Raw genomic sequence first — 18,608 nt, 5'->3', positions numbered from 1 at the left:
CCCAAAGCTGGGACGCATGTCAGCTGACCCACGTATGGTGGGCAACCTAAACAAGATTAGCGGCAAGCAAGTGACAACGTCAAAGGAAATCGTTTGCCAACTCTGTGATTCCCGCGACGACGACGTCGATTTTGCGAGCCGTGCGGTCGGCCCTCAGAATCGACGCGCAGGCGGCTGCGCTCCCCGTGCGTCCGCGGCGTCCAAGCGCCGCGTCGGCCGAAAGTCCGCGAGCGACGTTTCGAAGCTTCGCCGCCGAGCCCGAGAACGCGGTGCGGGGCGGGAAGCCTTCGCCTCCCGCCCCGTGCGCCTCCTACGATCAGAAGGCGGTGTACCCGCTGCTCAGATCGAAATCGGGGAAATCATTGTATCCGAATCCGTCGTCGAAGGCCTCGAGGTCGCGACGGCTGAATCCGTTGTTCTTCTCGAATTCGACGCGCGCCTCGGGCGTGGGCTCGACCCTGGTGGAGCGCAGCTGCTCCAAGCCGGTTCCGGCCGGGATGAGCTTGCCCAGAATGACGTTCTCCTTGAGGCCCGACAGGGGGTCGCTCTTGGAGTTGAGGGCCGCTTCGGTGAGCACCTTGGTCGTCTCCTGGAAGGAGGCGGCCGAGAGCCACGAATCGGTGGCCAGCGAGGCCTTCGTGATGCCCATGAGCTCGGGGCGTCCGGAGGCCGGCTTGCCGCCCTCGGACATGGCCGCGCGGTTCTCGTCCTCGAAGATCGAGACGTCCACGAGCTCGCCGGGAAGAAGCTTCGTGGTTCCGGCTTCGAGAATGGTCACGCGGCGAAGCATCTGGCGGACGATGACCTCGATGTGCTTGTCGTGGATCTCCACGCCCTGCGAGCGGTAGACGCTCTGCACCTCGCTCACGATGTGCTCCTGGGCCGCGCGCCGACCCGAGATGCGCAGCACCTTCTTGGGGTCGACCGAGCCCTCGACGAGCTGCTGGCCGACGCTCGCGTGGCCTTCCTCGGGGACGAGGAGCTTGGCGCGCTTGGACACCTGGTAGACGAGGTCGTCGTCGCCGTCGTCGCGCACAATGATGAGGCGGCGGGTGCGCTCTCCGTCCTCGACCTTCAAATGCCCGGCGGACTCGGCGATCGGCGCCTCGCCCTTCGGCGTGCGGGCCTCAAAGAGCTCCTGGACTCGGGGAAGGCCCTGAGTGATGTCGTCCGCGGACGCCGAACCTCCGGTGTGGAACGTGCGCATCGTCAGCTGCGTTCCGGGCTCGCCGATGGACTGGGCCGCGACGATTCCCACGGCCTCGCCGATGTCGACGAGCTTTCCGGTGGCCATCGAACGCCCGTAGCACATGGCGCACGTGCCGATGCGAGATTCGCAGGTCAGGACCGAACGGACCGAGACGTCCGTGACGCCGGCCGCAATGAGCTTTTCGATCGCGACGTCGCCCAGATCGGTGCCCGCCGGGACGATGACGTTGCCCTCGGCGTCCGAGATGTCGCGGGCCAAGGTCCGCGCGTACACCGTCGTGTCGAGCTGCTCGTCGGGAACGAGGACCCCTTCGGAATCCGCGTGGGCGATGGCCTTCGACAGGCCGCGCCTCGTGCCGCAGTCGCGCTCGCGGACGATGACGTCCTGCGAGACGTCGACGAGGCGCCTCGTGAGGTACCCCGAATCCGCGGTTCGGAGCGCGGTGTCGGCCAGGCCCTTGCGCGCGCCGTGCGTGGCGATGAAGTATTCGAGGACCGACAGACCCTCGCGATAGTTCGACTTGATCGGACGCGGGATAATCGATCCCTTCGGATCGGCCACGAGCCCTCGCATGCCGGCGATCTGACGGACCTGCTCCCAGTTTCCACGGGCGCCCGAGGAAACCATTCTGTTGACCGCGTTCATCTCGTCGAAGTTCGAGCGCATCTCCTTCGCGATCTGATCGGTGACGGCCGACCAGAGATCGACGAGGTCGCGGCGCCTGTCCTCGTCCTCAATGCGTCCCGTAAGGAACTGGTGCTCGATTCGCGAGGCGGCCTTCTCGGCCTCGTCGAGGATTTCGGCCTTGGTTCCGGGAACGACGACGTCGGACACGGCGATCGTCGCGCCCGAGCGGCCGGCCCAGTAGAAGCCGGCGGCCTTGAGCGCGTCCAGCGAGGCGCCGACGGCCACCTTTTCGTAGCGTTCGGCCAGGGCGTTGACAATGCGTCCGAGGACCTTCTTGTCCACGGCCTCGTTGACATACGGGAAATCGACTGGGAGCGTCTCGTTGAAGGTCGCCCGGCCCAGGCTCGTCTCCAGAACGATGGGGTCGCCGGCCTGCCACCCCTCGGGGGCGCTCCAGTCGGTCGGCGGAACGACGTCGCCCTCGAAGCGGATCTTGCACTTCGCGTTGAGGTGCAGCTCCCCCAGATCGTAGGCCATCCGGGCTTCGGCCATTGAGGAGAAGGAACGGCCCTCCCCCGCCAGGCCTTCGCGGATCGACGAGAGGTGGAACAGCCCGATGATCATGTCCTGGGAGGGCATCGTCACGGGCCGTCCGTCGGACGGTTTGAGGATGTTGTTCGAGGAGAGCATGAGGATGCGGGCCTCAGCCTGAGCCTCCACGGACAGCGGCAGATGGACGGCCATCTGGTCCCCGTCGAAGTCCGCGTTGAAGGCCGTGCAGACGAGCGGATGCAGCCGGATGGCCTTGCCCTCGATGAGCTGCGGCTCAAAGGCCTGGATGCCGAGGCGGTGAAGGGTCGGCGCGCGGTTGAGCAGCACCGGGTGCTCCTTGATGACCTCTTCGAGCACGTCCCAGACCTCGGGGCGCTGCCGGTCGATGAGGCGCTTGGCCGCCTTGACGTTCTTGGCGATGTCGAGGTCGACGAGCCGCTTTTGGACGAACGGCTTGAACAGCTCCAAAGCCATGATCGTGGGCAGGCCGCACTGATGCAGCTTGAGGTCCGGGCCGACGACGATGACCGAACGGCCCGAGTAGTCGACTCGCTTGCCCAGCAGGTTCTGGCGGAAACGGCCCTGCTTGCCCTTGAGCATGTCGGAAAGCGACTTGAGCGGGCGGTTGCCAGCGCCCTGGACGGGGCGGCCCCGGCGGCCGTTGTCGAACAGCGCGTCGACGGCCTCTTGGAGCATCCGCTTCTCGTTGTTGACCATGATCTCGGGCGCGCCCAGGTCGAGCATGCGCTTGAGGCGGTTGTTGCGGTTGATCACGCGCCGGTAGAGGTCGTTGAGGTCCGAGGTCGCGAAGCGTCCGCCGTCGAGCTGGACCATCGGGCGCAGATCCGGGGGGATGACCGGCAGGGCGTCGAGGACCATGGCCGTGGGCTTCGTGCCCGAGTGCAGGAAGGCGTTGACCACCTTGATGCGCTTGAGCGCGCGGGCCTTGCGCTGGGCCGTGCCGCTCTCGATGGCCTCGACGAGCAGGTCGCGCTCGCCTTCCAGGTCGAAGGTTTCGAGCCTGCGCTTGATGGCCTCGGCCCCGCGGAAAGCCTCAAAATAGTCGGAGTAACGCGACTCCATCTCGCGGTAGAGGTCCTCGTCGCCTTCGAGGTCGCCCACCTTGAGCTTGGAGAAACGCTCCCACACCGTGTCGAGGCGGAGGACGTCGGCCTCCGCGCGCTTGCGGATGCGGGTGAGGTCGGCTTCGGCGGCTCGCTTGATGCGAGACTTCGCCTCGGTCTTCTGACCCTCGTGTTCAGCCTCCAAAAGGTCGGTTTCGAGCTTCCTCTGGCGGTTTTCGAGGTCTACGGCGAGGGCCTTCTCGATCGCCGTGCGCTCAAGCTCGTACTCGGACTGCAGCGAGGGAAGGTCCTGGCGGCGAGCCTCCTCGTCCACCGAGGTCACCATGTAGGCGGCGAAGTAGATGACCTTTTCGAGGTCCTTGGGGGCGATGTCGAGCAGGTACCCCAAACGCGAGGGAACGCCCTTGAAATACCAAATGTGGGTGACGGGGGCTGCGAGTTCGATGTGCCCCATGCGCTCGCGACGCACCTTGGAGCGCGTGACTTCCACGCCGCAGCGTTCGCACACGATCCCCTTGAATCGCGGGCGCTTGTACTTGCCGCAGGCGCACTCCCAATCGCGCGTGGGGCCGAAGATCCGCTCGCAGAAGAGCCCGTCTCGTTCGGGCTTGAGTGTGCGGTAGTTGATGGTCTCGGGCTTCTTCACCTCGCCGTGCGACCAGGTGCGGACGTCGTCCGAGGTTGCGAGTGAGATGTGGAGCTGGTCGAAACGATTGACGTCGAGCAAAATTCCTACTTCCTAATGAAGCACCAGTGTGTGGCGGCGGGCTGACGGAAGGGGCCGGGCCGGCGCTTGGCCCGGCCTCCCCTTAGAAGTCAGCGCCAGACGTAAGGTCCTCCAGGCCGGTCGGCATCGCGACGGGCTCGAGGGGTTGGAATTGGTCCTCCTCCGTGTCCTGGAGGTTGATGGCCTGCCCCGCGGCGTCGAGGGCCTCGACGTTTAGGCACAGAGAGCGCATCTCCTGGATGAGAACCTTGAAGGACTCGGGAATGCCGGCTTCCGGCACGTTGTCGCCCTTGACGATCGCCTCGTAGACCTTGACGCGGCCAACGGTGTCGTCGGACTTGATCGTCAGCATCTCCTGCAGGGTGTGCGAGGCGCCGTAAGCTTCGAGGGCCCACACCTCCATTTCGCCGAAGCGCTGTCCGCCGAACTGGGCCTTGCCGCCGAGCGGCTGTTGGGTGACCATCGAGTACGGACCGGTCGAACGGGCGTGGATCTTGTCGTCCACGAGGTGGTGCAGCTTGAGCATGTACATGTAGCCGACCGAGATTGGCTCGGGGAAGGGCTCGCCCGAGCGGCCGTCGAACAGCCTCGCCTTGCCTTCCGCGTTGACGAGGACCTCGCCGTCGCGGTTGGGCAGGGTCGAACCGAGGAGGCCCGCAAGCTCGTCGCCTCGGACGCCGTCGAACACCGGCGTCGCAACGTGCTGGCCCGGCTTGCCCTTGACCGTCGCCTCGGGAAGACGCTCCGCCCATGCTTCACCGGCCTCGCGCGCGGCGCTGGCGTCCCACCCCTGGCTGGCGATCCATCCCAGGTGCAGCTCGTAGACCTGGCCGAGGTTCATGCGGCCGGGAACGCCCAGCGGGTTGAGGATGATGTCGACGGGCGTGCCGTCCTCCATGAAAGGCATGTCTTCGACGGGGAGAATTCGCGAGATGACACCCTTGTTTCCGTGGCGTCCCGCCATCTTGTCGCCGATCGTGATCTTGCGGCGCTGGGCGATGTAGACGCGAACCGTCTCGTTGACGTCGGAGGCCAGCTCGTCGTTGTTGTCTTTCGTGAACTGGCGGACGCCGATGACGATTCCCGACTCCCCGTGGGGGACCCGCAGCGAGGTGTCGCGAACCTCTTTGGCCTTCTCGCCGAAGATCGCGCGAAGCAGGCGCTCCTCACTGGTCAGCTCGGTTTCGCCTTTCGGCGTGATCTTTCCGACGAGGATGTCCCCCGCCTGAACCTCGGCGCCGATCCGGATGACGCCGTGCTCGTCCAGGTGAGAAAGCATCTCGTCTGAGACGTTGGGGATGTCTCGGGTGATCTCCTCGGGCCCCAGCTTCGTGTCGCGCGCATCGACCTCGTGCTCCTCAATGTGAATCGAGGTGAGCAGATCGTCCTTGACGCAACGCTCGGAGAGAATGATCGCGTCCTCGTAGTTGAAGCCGTTCCACGTCATGAACGCGACGAGGAGGTTCTGGCCGAGGGCGAGCTCTCCGCCTTCGGTCGCCGGCCCGTCCGCGATGAGCGTCCCGGCCTCCAGCCTGTCCCCGGGGCCGACCACAACCTGCTGGTTGGTGCAGTTTCCGGGGTTGGAGCGGTCGAACTTCGTCAGCTTGTACGTCACATGGCGCCCGCTGTCCTGCTCGACGACGACGGAGTCGGCGTCGACCTCCAAAACGACCCCGGGCTCTTTGGCCACGGTGACGTCGCCGGCGTCGACCGCGGATCGCATCTCCATGCCCGTGCCCACGTACGGGGCGGAGGGGCGGATGAGCGGAACGGCCTGGCGCTGCATATTGGCGCCCATAAGGGCTCGGTTGGCGTCGTCGTGCTCGAGGAACGGGATCATGGCGGTTCCCACCGAGCACATTTGCCGCGCCGAAACGTCCATGAAGTCGATCTCGTCGACTGGGACGAGGGCGGGCTCGCCGCCCGGCATCCGGCACAGCACTTCTTCGTCGACGAAGCGGTTGTTCTCGTCGAGCGGCACCTCGGCCTGTGCGATGACGGCCCTGTCCTCGTCGTCCGCTTGGAGGTAGACGATCTCGTCCGTGACGACGCCGTTGTTCACCACCCGGTAGGGCGTCTCGATGAAGCCGAAGGGGTTGATGCGCGCGAACGAGGCAAGGGACCCGATGAGGCCGATGTTCGGGCCTTCGGGAGTCTCGATCGGGCACATGCGGCCGTAGTGGGACGAGTGGACGTCGCGCACTTCCATGCCGGCGCGGTCGCGGGAGAGGCCGCCGGGGCCAAGAGCCGAGAGGCGACGCTTGTGGGTCAGGCCCGCGAGGGGGTTGTTCTGATCCATGAACTGCGAAAGCTGCGACGTTCCGAAGAACTCTTTGATGGCTGCGACGATCGGCCGGATGTTGATGAGCGAGGACGGTGTGATGGCTTCCGCCTCCTGCGTCGTCATGCGCTCGCGAACCATGCGGTCCAAACGCGAAAGCCCGGTGCGAACCTGATTCTGGATGAGCTCGCCGACGGCGCGAATGCGACGGTTGCCGAAGTGGTCGATGTCGTCGGTCTCGATCTCCACTTCGGCGCCGCCCTCGCCGCACACGACCTTCTCATGCCCGGCGTGAAGCGCTAAAAGATAGCGCAGCACGGCCGTGATGTCAGAGATGCCGAGCTGGCGTGACTCGTTGGCCGGGTCGAGGCCGAGCTTCTTGTTGAGCTTGAAGCGGCCGACCTTGGCAGTGTCGTAGCGCTTCGTGTTGAAGTAGAAATTGTTGAGAAGCGCGCGCCCGGCCTCGGCCGTCGGCGGCTCGCCCGGGCGAAGCTTGCGGTACAGGTCCGTCAAAGCCTCTTCTTGGGTGTGCACGGTGTCCTTCTCGAGCGTCTCGATGAGCGCCGGGAAATCGCCGAAGATTTCACGGATCTCTGACTCGCTCATGCCGAGGGCCTTGAGGAAGACCGTCACCGACTGCTTGCGCTTGCGGTCCACGCGCACTCCGACGGCGTCGCGCTTGTCGATCTCGAATTCGAGCCAGGCTCCGCGCGAGGGAATGATCTTGACGTTGAACACGTCTTTGTCGGAAGTTTTGTCGGCGAGCCGCTCGTAGTACACGCCCGGCGAGCGCACAAGCTGAGAGACGACGACGCGCTCGGTGCCGTTGATGATGAACGTTCCACGCTCGGTCATGAGCGGGAAGTCGCCGATAAACGTGGTCTGGCTTTTGATCTCGCCGGTCTCGTAGTTTTGGAATTCGGCTGTCACGTACAGCGGAGCGGCGTACGTCAGATCGCGCTCGCGGCATTCGGCGATGGAGTATTTGGGATCCTCCAGGTGCGGGGAGGAAAGCACGAGACCCATGGTTTGGGCTGCGTTTTCAATGGGGGAAATCTCTTCGAAGATCTCCTCGAGGCCGGATTGGGAACCGGGGTTCCGCGAGGTCCACTGCTCGGAGCCGACGAGCCAACCGAAGCTGTCGGTCTGCAGGCCCAGGAGGTTCGGGGGTTGAAGAGGCTCGTGAATCTTGGCAAAGGAAACGCGGTCAACGACCGGCTTTCCATTGCGTGCGGAGAGCGAATAGGTGCGCGAAGCAGCCAAAGGGGTTCCTTCCCTGACGTTGGTAAGGCGGTCGCATCCGGGTATTTCCAATAGTTTCCAAGCTTTGAGGGCCTTCTGGACACACTGGTAGTTACACGAAGCAAATACCTACAATACACCAACTGTCAGGTGCGCGCCACAGCGCGCCCTGTGGAAGGCGTCACTGAACAACTGCGTTCGGGAAAACTGTCCCACACCCGAGCGCGATGTGCAAGTGCGACGCGGTCCGGGGCGGCGATCGGACTCACGGAGATCGGTCTCGCACCTCGTTCGTCCAAGAATCGGAGCGCTGTTTGCCGGACACCGCTCGCGTCCTCCGCTTTGCGAGGCCGGTCAAGGAGCCGTTTGCAGGTCGACGTCGACGCGGCAGGCGAGGGGAAACACCGTCGGGTCCCTGGACAAGACGCCGTTCACAAGCCGGTGGGCGCGGCTCGCCCGCCAACCGACGCAGCTCACAAACGCTCACAGCCAACCACACGGCCCACAAACCAACCGGCGCAGCCCACAAGCCGACCACACTGCTCGCTTGAAAATGCCGTCATCGACGACAGTTGACGATAAACGCATGGCGATTAAGGTGACTTCCAGTGGCGATTTGCAATATTCTAACAATATAACGCTATAAAGAATTTCTACACACGTCATAAACTCCGACTTTTGGTTTCTAAATGTAACAAGAAACCTTATGTAACAAAATACTTTTCACGTCGGGCAGTTATATTACTCTTTATCAACTTGCAGTGACAGTTGAGAACTCGAAACGGCAATTCAATAGCCTCTTGCTTCCGAAGAGCCGTCACATGACCGGTCCATCCCCCACCTCGACGAGCAGGCCCCTACCTGAATTTGCGGCAAGAGCTGCTAACAAAAGTGATTCTAAACGAGATAAAACCGAGGCCGGCCAACGCACTCCGAGGAAAAGCGACCGACAACGAAGCGGCCTAGGGCTCAAGTAACCTTGAGCCCTAGGCCGCTTTCAGGCCCGAGCCGCTTGGATGGCTCCAAGCATTCAAACCGCTTGAAACCGCTGCCGTTCGCGCCTTTGCCTTGGCTTGCGCCACATTGACGTTGCGCAACTCGCGCCGACGCATTCACGCTGAAGCGCACGTGCTTCCGGCACCGCCGCGTTGGCTCTAAGCCGTTCTCACCACTGACATTGGCGCGGCGGGCGTCGGCTCGACGCGGCCCGCTCCCTTTGAAGCGGTAAGCGTGCCTGGCGTCGTTTTAAGCCGCTCGCGTCACTTGACGGTGACGGACGCGCCGGCGCCCTCGAGCTGCTCCTTGGCCTTGTTCGCGGCCTCCTTATCGACGCCCTCGAGAACGGCCTTGGGAGCCGAATCGACGAGGTCCTTGGCCTCCTTGAGGCCGAGGGAGGTCAGGGCACGAACTTCCTTGATGACCGCGACCTTCTTGTCGCCGGCAGCCTCAAGAACGACGTCGAACGAGTCCTTCTCCTCTTCGACGGCGGCGGCCTCTCCACCGGCGGCCGGGGCCGCGGCGACGGCGGCAACGGGAGCCGCGGCGGTGACGTCGAACTCCTCTTCGAACGCCTTGACGAATTCGTTGAGCTCAACGAGGGTGAGCTCCTTGAATGCAGCGATGAGCTCTTCGATGGTGAGCTTAGCCATGATGGCCTTCCTTCCTGATGCCTGCTACGCGAGCAGATGTATCTGTTGATTGCGCGGCGCCGATCAGGCAGCCGCTTCTTCTTTCGCGCGCAGCGCGTCGATGGTGCGCACCGTCTTTGACACGGGCGCCTGGAAAACGTATGCCGCCTGGAACAGAGCAGCCTTGAGCACGCGTGCGGCCTTGCTGAGGAGCACCTCGCGAGACTCGAGATCAGCAAGCTTCTTGACGTCGTCCTCCGAGAGCAGGTTGCCCTCAAGGACTCCGCCCTTGACGAGGAGTGCCGGATTGTCCTTGGCGAAATCGCGAATGGCCTTGGCGGTGTCGGCAATTTCACCGGTGACGAAGGCGAATGCGGTGGGTCCGGTCAGAAGGTCGTCGAGGCCTTCGATCCCGGCTTCCTTGGCCGCAATTTTTGCCAGCGTGTTCTTGGCGACCTTGAACTGAGCGTTGGCGCCGATCGCGCGACGCAGCGTCTTGAGCTGCATCACGGTCAGGCCGCGGTATTCAGTGAGCAGCACGGCGTCCGAGCTCTCGAACTTCTTCTTGAGCTCGGCAATGGCTGCTGACTTGTCGGTCCGTGCCATAGGGCCTCCCTTCGGTCGTCTGCCGCAAGTATCCGAACACGCAAAAGCCCCGCGCAGGCGCACGGGGCTGTAAGGTCCTCGTTCTCTCACCTGCGCCGGCCTCTTGCGAGTTTCGTCCCGTTTGGCGACGGGCAACCTGCGGTCTTTGGCGTCGCTTAGTTTATTGGAAACATCCCCGATGCGCAAACCGTATAGGCCTCGGCCGCGCGGCCGCTTGCGTTGTCCGCAGTCATGCCGCTGCGCCCTGCCGTTCTGTCCTCGGCCGATCGTCGCACCTAGGCTCCTCTCGGCAGACTGCCGTGCCTTCGGCGGATCGCCACGCCTACCCGGCCTCAGCCGATCGCCCTCTCGACCTTGTTGATGAGCATGTCGAGCGCAACGAGGTTGTGACCTCCGTTGGGAACGATGATGTCCGCATTGCGCTTCGACGGCTCCACATAGAGCTCGTGCATCGGCTTGACCGTCGTCAGGTACTGACGCTCCACGGATTCGAGCGTCCGCCCACGTTCGACGACGTCGCGCTTGATGCGCCGGAGGATTCTCACGTCGGCGTCGGTGTCGACGAAGACTTTGATGTCGAGCAGCTCGCATATTTCGGGCGCGGCGTATATGAGGATTCCCTCGACCACGATAATCGGCGCGGGCTCGATCCGCCTAGTTCTATCCGACCGATTGTAGCTGGAGTAGTCGTAAACCGGACACTCAACGGGCCGCCCTGCGGCGAGTCGGCGAAGATGCTCGACCATCAGATCGTTGTCGAATGCGTCCGGGTGATCGTAGTTGAGCAGGCACCGTTCCTCATAGGCAAGGTCGTCGTGGGCCTTGTAGTAACTGTCGTGGAAGACGACGGAGGACTTGCCGGGAAACCGCTCCACAAGCTTCCTCGTCAGGGTGGTTTTTCCGCTTCCCGTGCCTCCGGCAACGCCCACTGTCAGCGAGGCCATCACGCGTCCTTCCATCCATGTGCTCCTGATGTGCGTCGCAACTACGGTACGCGTCAGAACCGCCGCACCCCAATCCGCGCCGACGCCGCGCACCGTTCCTCTCTCCCCGCCGCAGATCGGCCCTCCGCCCGTCGTCGAACCGGCCTCTCCCCCGTCGTCGGCTCAGACCTACGGGACCTTGGCCATCGCGACCCCGACGGACATGAAGACGCACCCAGCCACAGCGAAAACGAAGAGCCACTTCGCTCGCTTTCCGTTGCACAGCACGGCTGCGAGCGCGCAGTGCAGGGCGACTGTGCTCATGGCGTACCTCCCCGACACGACGTCGAAGTAACCGCTCGTCGTCATGATTTCGCGTACCTGCACGACCAGAGCCGTCACGAACGGCGATATAGCCGTACTCAAAATGAGGCCGCGCCTGTCCACTGCCTTCCACATGCAGACAACCGAAACGATCAGAAGGACGATGTAGAAAATGTAGAGAATGCCCGCCCATGCGAACGTGGCGCCGGATTTCAGGCCGGGCTGCATGTAGAAGTCGGTGCGCGGATCGGTCAGCCCGTAGGCGTCGATAAGGGTGGGAACCACGTAGTGCAACGCGCTGTCTTTCAACTTGATCGTCGACAGCCCGTCGATCGCCGGAATGTACCCGGGGGGCGTGCGCACCGCCTGGAACTGGTTCCAAAACAGGTAGGGAACAGCCGCGGCTCCCACTGTCGCGCCGAAGATTCTGCTCAAGTCCTGTCTGTCGTCGGCCAGCAGGCCGAAGACTTTCGGCATGAAGCATGCGAGCAGCACGACGCCGGCGACGGCCAGCATAGCCCCCAGCGACACCACACGGAATGAGGAGACGATGAAGGCCAGGAAGGCGGGGACCCCCCAGCCGAGCTTGTAGCGGGCGAATATTCGCGCGCCAACCCAGACGGCAGCGTCGCCCGCGAGAAGTGTGATCGCGTCGTTGTGGACTATCGCGGACGACGCCGCAACGGCCGGCGTCGTCAAAGCCAGAAGCGCCCCGGAGAACGCGGCGAGGCGATTGACTCTCCACGCCCTGATGGCGAGAAAGAGGCCGGCGACGCCGAGGGCGACGAACCCCGCGGACACCAGCCTGGCGCCGGTCACGAAATCGACGCCCGTGAGCTCGGAGATCGTCTGGCCGCCGAGCCCCGCCGCGAAGAAATAGGTAGGCGGATGGAATGCGTTGTAGTTCTCGCCCTTGAACGGCCACGACGTCGCGGGCGTGCGTTTGTAGATCGATCCGCATTCAGGCGGCGTGACGTCGCGGATTCCGCCTTCCATTCCACGGCAGGACCAGTCCTCCAGACTTTGCGCAGCCAAAGGCTCCCCCTGAATCGGAATATGCCCAACCGCCACCTTGCGGGCATAATCAATGTATGTCCACTCGTCATACCGACTGATCTGAGTACCCTCGCTGACCGCTACGAGGCTCCACCCGAGCGATATACAAATGAGCAGAAAGGCCAAGACCCCGTCCCGTCTGAAAAACGAAATCGCCCCACCCACAGCACGACGAGCAACGCCCTTCCCAGTCTCGCGGATCACGAGTCAAGGGTAGGCGATGAAACGCCTGCACACATCATCTTTTATCGAATCCCACAAAAAACCACCAACGAGGAGCCGTGGAGAGAGGCGCCGTAGAGAAAGGCAGTTGCGGAAGGGACGCGACGAAGGGCCTCCATAAACCCGACCGGCATGGGCAAGGCGAAAAATTCAGAGCGACAAAAGCGGCAGCCGCATGCCCTATCTCAAGGAACTTCCGGCGTACAGAGACCGTCTAACGCAACGAAGTTGCTGAAGCGCCCCGGCGCAGGGCGTGCCGGGATGCTTCAGCAGGCTCAGGCAGGCCGAAACTAGTTCGATTCCGTACCTCGCCTGAAATCCGTCTCGTTCCCGTCGCCTAAGGCCGTGCCCTTTTCCCCTGTCATGAAAGCGGCATTCTCTCCTCCGGCAGCGGCCTTTTGCCCCGTGCCGTTAGACGTCTCGCGGGTTCCTGCGCCGTTGCGAGACCTTCCCGGCTTGGGCACCGACAGGAACACGACGGCGAAAAAGATCGAGGCAACGACAATGACAATCCCACGCTCATGACGCGCCTCCCGGCAGAGCCTCTGAATGTCCTTTCTGATCTCGTCATTGACCTCCATCTTGTACGAAAGCGCCCCGTCTACATACTCTTGAACCTTTTCGGTGCTCTCGACGTCGAATGAATCTGTTATTAGAGGATCCAAGTCATCATTGAAACTCCATCCGACTGCGTGGCACGAAGAGTACACATTGCCGCGCGCGCCTCCACTGTCGATTGAAGGAGGCGTGAGGAAGAGATGACGCACCGTAAAGAACGCCACAAGTGCCACGAGCGCTCTGATCCCGATGTAGATGCCCTTATACAATTTGGTTTCCTTTCACAGTCCAGACGAACGCGATGGCACAACATCGACACTCAATAGAGACCATCTCAAACACCTTGGTTCCTTCCACCATCGTTTTGAGAAACGAAGCCATCGTTGCTCTTTAGCACGCCCCATGAAATCACCGAGATCCCTTGTATCCATAGAAGAAGCAAGCAGAGTTGCATTTCATGAACGTCATAGCCGCTCCTCAGTAGAAGAAATCCTGGCGTCTTGCGTGACTCAGTCTTTCCGTGTACCAATCTTTCGATCGGCCAAGATCAAAATATCATCGACGAAACAGAGCTTCAAGACCAACTCAGAACTAGAGAAACCGTTCAGACTGTCTGCAAAAAAGAGCAGACGAAATGGATCTCTCAAGAACAAACGATACGGGTTCCCAAAGACCGAGCTCCCAAGGAACAGGCGAAGCGGGTTCCTGCCACCCTCGCTTGGCGTCGCCACAGCTACACAGACTGTTGACAGACGGCTTAGCGGAGCACGACGATCGAAAGGATGCATGCAGCGAATCGGATTAGCCGGCTGCGCCATCGAGACAGTCGATAAACCTCTTCAGCGCAGGCGTTTGTAACTGCGGCGCGCTCCTGGGGATCGGAGCGGGCGGAGACCTAACCGGCAGATATTTCGCGAGGCGACTTCGGTTTGGGGATCGAAAGGAAGGCGACCGCAAAGAAAGCCAATGCGGCGTTAATGAGCGTGCTTCGCCCCTGCCGAGCCTCCTTGCAGGCCTCATGTATGGTCGGTGCCACCACGTCATCTTCAGGTCGCACGCTCGTGTTGGCCCCTTCTACATACTTTTTGATTTTCTGGGGATTCTCAACATCGAACCTTCCGGTCATCAGATAGAAATCGCCCAGGAAGTTCCAGCCAACCGAGTGGCACCCACGATAACTGTTGTCGCTTCCGCCGGCTTGGATTGTGGGTGGGACGAAAAACAGCCATAGGAAGACGACGAAGGCCGTGAGCGCCACGAGCGACCGAGTAATCAGGTACGTCGATCTAGACAATTCGGTTTCCTTTCACGTTGTGCTTATTGCCTGTATGCGGTTCGGTTTTCTTCGACCACGGATCGGTACGATTGCCGCGGATGCCCTGTGCCATTTGGTCAAGTCTGGCCTTCGTATCCGTATCCTGCTCCGCGATGGCCTCGGCAGCAGGCTCAGGCAGGCCGAAACTAGTTCGATTCCGTACCTCGCCTGAAATCCGTCTCGTCCCTGTCGCCTAAGGCCGTGCCCTTTTCCTCTGTCATGAAAGCGGCATTCTCTCCTCCGGCAACGGCATTTTGCCCCGTGCCGTTAGACATCTCGCGGGTTCCTGCGCCATTGCGAGACCTTCGCGGCTTGGGCACCGACAGGAACACGACGGCGAAAAAGATCGAGGCAACGACAATGACAATCCCACGCTCATGACGCGCCTCCTTGCACGCTTCGTGCACTCTTCTGAGTATCGCGTCCTTGACTTCAAGCTTGTATGAAACGGCTCCATCAACATACGCTTGCACATCATCGGGATTCTCAACGTCGAAAGCGTCATCCGATAGAGGCACCAGATCGCCTCTGAAGTTCCATGCAACAGGATGACACGAGGAATACTCGTTGCCTCCCACACCAGATTCGATTGACGGTGGAACAAAGAAAAGGCGATGAAGCGTGACAAAAGCCAGAATCGCTACAACCGCTCTGATCCCGATGTAGATGCCCTTATACAATTTGGTTTCCTTTCACAGTCCAGACGAACGCGATGGCACAACATCGACACTCAATAGAGACCATCTCAAACACCTTGGTTCCTTCCACCATCGTTTTGAGAAACGAAGCCATCGTTGCTCTTTAGCACGCCCCATGAAATCACCGAGATCCCTTGTATCCATAGAAGAAGCAAGCAGAGTTGCATTTCATGAACGTCATAGCCGCTCCTCTGTGAAAAGAAACCTTGCATTCTTGCGTGATTTGGTTGTTCAAGACGAACAATTCTGTGGTCAGTTGGGTCCAAAATATCATCGACGAAACAGAGCTTCAAGACTAACTCAGAACTAGAGAAACTGTTCAGACTGTCTGCAAAAAAGAGCAGACGAAATGGGTTCCTAAAGACCAAACGATCTATGTTCCCTAAAGACTGAGTTCCCAAGGAACAGGCGAAGCGGGTTCCTGCCACCCTCGCTTGGCGTCGCCACGGCTACACAGACTGTTGACAGACGGCTCTGCTGCGCACGACGATTGAAAGGATGCATGCAGCGAATCGAGAAGGATAAAACATGAACGACGTCGATATCCCAGGAAGCGGAACCTTGGCGACACTGCCGGCCTTGGAGAACCTGGAACTGCTGGCGCCTCCGACGGCGGCCGCCCTTCAGGCGATCGCGGCGACCCACCCAAATCTGGCGGCAAAGGTCCGGGTGGCCGAGATCGACCCAGAGCTCGCCGGCACCGAAACGATGACAGAGGCGTTCGGCATGGACCTCGCCCTGTCGTCGAACTGCATCCTCGTCGCCGGGAAACGAGCGGGCGAAGAGAGAATCGCTGCGTGCGTCGTCCGCGCCACCACCAACGCCGACGTCAACCACACCGTGAAGAGGACCCTCGACGTGCGCAAGGCTTCCTTCTGGCCGCAGGAGCGGGCGGTGGAAGCTTCGGGGATGGAATACGGAGGAATCACCCCGGTGGGAGTGCCGGCGCCGTGGCGCCTGCTCATCGACTCGCGCTGCGCCGAAGGCTGGTCATGCATCGGCTCGGGGCTGCGCCGTTCGAAGCTCTTTGTCCCCGATGGATTCCTCACCGCACTCCCCGGGGCGGAAGTCATTGAGGGTCTTGCCGTCGAGTAGCCCGAGGATCCAGCCAAGCAGACCGGCTCGACGATTCAACAGACTCGCCGTCGGCCCCCGTTCGTTTCTCTGTGCCACGGGAATTTTCAGCGTTCCGAACGCTTGGGCCTCCTAGGACAACGCAGGCGCCGTCCTCTCACACAACCATAAAAGCCGTCCTCTCACACAACCATAAAATAAGCGAAAACCCCGCCAATCACGCTGGTTGGCGGGGTTTTCACTCGCTTACGCGATGGAGTCAGGACGGATCTTCCGACGTGAGATTGCGGGTCTTGCTCGTGTCGAGCGGAATGCCCGGCCCCATCGTGGTCGCGACCGTGCCTTTGAGCAGGTAGCGGCCCTTCGACGTCGAGGGTTTGAGGCGAAGGACCTCCTCCTGGGCCGCAGCGTAGTTCTCGACGAGCTGCTCGGGGGTGAAAGACGCCTTGCCGACGACGAAGGAAAGGTTGCCGTTCTTGTCCACGCGGAATTCGATGCGGCCGCCCTTGATGTCAGAAACGGCCTTGGCGACGTCCATCGTCACCGTGCCCGTCTTCGGGTTGGGCATGAGGCCGCGGGGGCCGAGAACGCGGCCGAGGCGGCCGACCTTGCCCATGAGGTCAGGGGTCGCCACTGCGGCGTCGAAATCGGTGTAGCCTCCTGCGACCTTCTCAATCAGCTCGTCGCCGCCGACTTCGTCGGCTCCGGCGTCGATAGCCTCCTGCGCACGCGGACCGACGGCGAAGACGAGGACCCTGGCGGTCTTGCCGGTGCCGTGCGGAAGGTTGACGGTTCCACGGACCATCTGGTCGGCCTTGCGGGGGTCGACTCCAAGGCGGAACGCGACCTCGACGGTCGCGTCGAACTTCGTGGTAGACGTCTCCTTCGCGAGGCGCATTGCCTCGAGGGGGCTGTAGAGGACGCCGTCAGCGATCTTCTGAGCGGCGTTGCGGTAGTTCTTAGAGCGCTTTGCCATTGACTGTTCTCCTTAATGAGCAGTTTGTGGTCATGGGGCCCGCGCAGGCCCTTCCACGATCCGTTCACGGCGCTTGCACGCGCCGGGAAGCGATCAGATCTCGTCGCTGGTGACTCCCATGGAACGAGCGGTTCCCGCGATGATGCGGGCGGCGTTGTCGAGGTCGTTGGCGTTGAGGTCCGGTTCCTTCGTCTTGGCGATTTCGCGGAGCTGCTCGGCCGTCAAATGCCCGACCTTGTTGTTGTGAGGCGTAGACGAGCCCTTGGCCACGCCAGCGGCCTTCTTGATGAGCTCGGCGGCCGGAGGCGTCTTCGTCACAAAGGTGAACGAGCGGTCCTCGTAAACGGTGATCTCGACGGGGATCACGTTGCCGCGCTGGGATTCCGTCGCGGCGTTGTAGGCCTTGCAGAACTCCATGATGTTGACGCCGTGCTGGCCCAGAGCCGGGCCGATCGGCGGAGCAGGCGTCGCCGCCCCAGCCTGGATCTGGAGCTTGATGTAACCTGCAACCTTCTTCTTGGGAGGCATATAGGGTCCTTTCTTGTCAATCGCCGCAATGGCAGAGGCGGCGACCATCTGTCAACGTTACGCGCGAATCACGCCAGGCTCAATTTTGCCTGGCGTGATCTTGAACGAATTTCAGTCGTCTTTGCGCACCTGGTTGAACGAAAGCTCGACGGGGGTTTCCTGGCCGACGAGGGTCATGAGCACCGTGAGCCGCTGGTTGGCTGCGTCGACTTCGGAAACGGTGGCCGGCATTCCCGCCCACGGCTCCGAGGTCAAAGTGACGGCGTCGCCGACCGCGTACGGAGAAAGGGTGGCCGGCGTCGGACTTGCGGCCTTTCCGGCGGCGACAGCCTCGGCCGCGGCCTCCGCCTCGATCACCGGGGTGAGCATCGAGACGACCTCATTCTCGGAAAGCGCGACCGGTGTGCGGCCGTTGCCGACGAATCCGGTCACTCCGTTGGTCGATTGCACCACTCGCCACGAATCGTCCGTCAGATCCATGCGAATGAGCACATAGCCCGGCATGCGCACGCGAGAGACGAGCTTGCGCTGGCCCCGGCGGATCTCGAAGACCTCCTCCATGGGGACCTCGATCTGGAAGATGTAATCCTCCATGTTCATCGAGTGCATGCGCACCTCGAGGTCCTGCTTGACGCGCTTCTCGTAACCCGAATAGGTGTGAAGGACGTACCAACGCCCGTTTAGGCCCTTGAGCTTGTCGCGCACCTCGTCCTCGGTCACGAGGTTCGCGCGGGCCTCCTCCACGGCCTTCGCCGCTTCTTCCTCCTCCGAGAGCGAGGAATCGTCGGAAGGCTCGGGGGCAGGCTCCCCTGTCTGATCGTGTGCCGGTCCGACGTCGCCGGAGGGATCCGAACGCCCCTCGCCGGAATCGAACCGAAGCTCTTCGACGCCGGCTTCCGACGCATCGGCAACGGGCTCAAAGATATCGTCAGCCACGCTTTACTGCTTTCTACTCGTTTGTCCGAACGGCCAAGAC

The 18,608-nt window shown here is 62.0% G+C and carries 13 protein-coding genes; 1 reads left to right on the top strand and 12 read right to left on the bottom strand.

Annotated features, from left to right (window positions below; all coding sequences use genetic code 11):
* Positions 1-316 precede the first annotated feature (316 nt).
* From A4H34_RS05140 to A4H34_RS05100, 9 genes are all read right to left on the bottom strand, one after another.
* Positions 317-4,201 (bottom strand): DNA-directed RNA polymerase subunit beta', encoded by a 3,885-nt coding sequence (locus A4H34_RS05140; RefSeq protein ID WP_064231292.1) that lies wholly within the window; start codon positions 4,199-4,201, stop codon positions 317-319.
* A gap of 82 nt (positions 4,202-4,283) precedes the next feature.
* Positions 4,284-7,745 carry a DNA-directed RNA polymerase subunit beta gene (rpoB, locus tag A4H34_RS05135; protein WP_064231291.1) on the bottom strand — a complete coding sequence of 1,154 codons (3,462 nt, stop codon included), beginning with the start codon at positions 7,743-7,745 and terminating at the stop codon, positions 4,284-4,286.
* Between the two features lie 1,238 nt (positions 7,746-8,983).
* Positions 8,984-9,373: a 50S ribosomal protein L7/L12 gene (gene rplL, locus A4H34_RS05130; protein WP_009199274.1), complete on the bottom strand. Its 390-nt coding sequence runs from the start codon at positions 9,371-9,373 to the stop codon at positions 8,984-8,986.
* Between the two features lie 63 nt (positions 9,374-9,436).
* Positions 9,437-9,958, bottom strand: coding sequence for a 50S ribosomal protein L10 (rplJ, locus tag A4H34_RS05125; RefSeq protein WP_064231290.1), 522 nt, complete (start codon positions 9,956-9,958; stop codon positions 9,437-9,439).
* Between the two features lie 332 nt (positions 9,959-10,290).
* Positions 10,291-10,917: a uridine kinase gene (gene udk, locus A4H34_RS05120; RefSeq protein ID WP_009199277.1), complete on the bottom strand. Its 627-nt coding sequence runs from the start codon at positions 10,915-10,917 to the stop codon at positions 10,291-10,293.
* A gap of 153 nt (positions 10,918-11,070) precedes the next feature.
* Positions 11,071-12,240 (bottom strand): glycosyltransferase family protein, encoded by a 1,170-nt coding sequence (locus tag A4H34_RS05115; protein ID WP_197480422.1) that lies wholly within the window; start codon positions 12,238-12,240, stop codon positions 11,071-11,073.
* Positions 12,241-12,773: 533 nt separating this feature from the next.
* Complete coding sequence (locus A4H34_RS05110) at positions 12,774-13,310, bottom strand: hypothetical protein (protein WP_064231288.1); 537 nt, start codon at positions 13,308-13,310, stop codon at positions 12,774-12,776.
* 626 nt (positions 13,311-13,936) lie between these two features.
* On the bottom strand, positions 13,937-14,299 hold the full coding sequence (locus tag A4H34_RS05105; protein ID WP_156510263.1) for a mesoderm induction early response protein 1: 363 nt from the start codon (positions 14,297-14,299) through the stop codon (positions 13,937-13,939).
* A gap of 203 nt (positions 14,300-14,502) precedes the next feature.
* The gene (locus A4H34_RS05100; RefSeq protein WP_082903076.1) at positions 14,503-15,036 is read right to left on the bottom strand and encodes a mesoderm induction early response protein 1; all 534 of its coding nucleotides are present in this window, start codon (positions 15,034-15,036) and stop codon (positions 14,503-14,505) included.
* Positions 15,037-15,582: 546 nt separating this feature from the next.
* On the opposite strand from A4H34_RS05100, the gene A4H34_RS05095 reads away from it, so the two are divergent.
* On the top strand, positions 15,583-16,149 hold the full coding sequence (locus A4H34_RS05095) for a YbaK/EbsC family protein (RefSeq protein ID WP_064231285.1): 567 nt from the start codon (positions 15,583-15,585) through the stop codon (positions 16,147-16,149).
* A 238-nt stretch (positions 16,150-16,387) separates the two neighbouring features.
* Here the strand turns inward: A4H34_RS05095 and rplA are convergent, their stop codons facing one another.
* The 3 genes from rplA to nusG form a co-directional block, all read right to left on the bottom strand.
* Positions 16,388-17,104, bottom strand: a complete 717-nt coding sequence (gene rplA / locus A4H34_RS05090) for a 50S ribosomal protein L1 (RefSeq protein WP_009199284.1) — start codon at positions 17,102-17,104, stop codon at positions 16,388-16,390.
* A 93-nt stretch (positions 17,105-17,197) separates the two neighbouring features.
* Positions 17,198-17,632, bottom strand: coding sequence for a 50S ribosomal protein L11 (rplK, locus tag A4H34_RS05085; RefSeq protein WP_040323287.1), 435 nt, complete (start codon positions 17,630-17,632; stop codon positions 17,198-17,200).
* Between the two features lie 111 nt (positions 17,633-17,743).
* Entirely contained in the window at positions 17,744-18,568 is an 825-nt protein-coding gene (gene nusG / locus A4H34_RS05080; protein WP_064231284.1) for a transcription termination/antitermination protein NusG, read from the bottom strand.
* Positions 18,569-18,608 lie beyond the last annotated feature (40 nt).

The organism is Peptidiphaga gingivicola (assembly GCF_001652275.1).
In the GTDB taxonomy this organism is placed as follows: Bacteria; Actinomycetota; Actinomycetes; order Actinomycetales; family Actinomycetaceae; genus Peptidiphaga; species Peptidiphaga gingivicola.
Note: the sequence above shows the minus strand (reverse complement) of the source record. Positions and strands in the feature narration are given on the sequence as shown.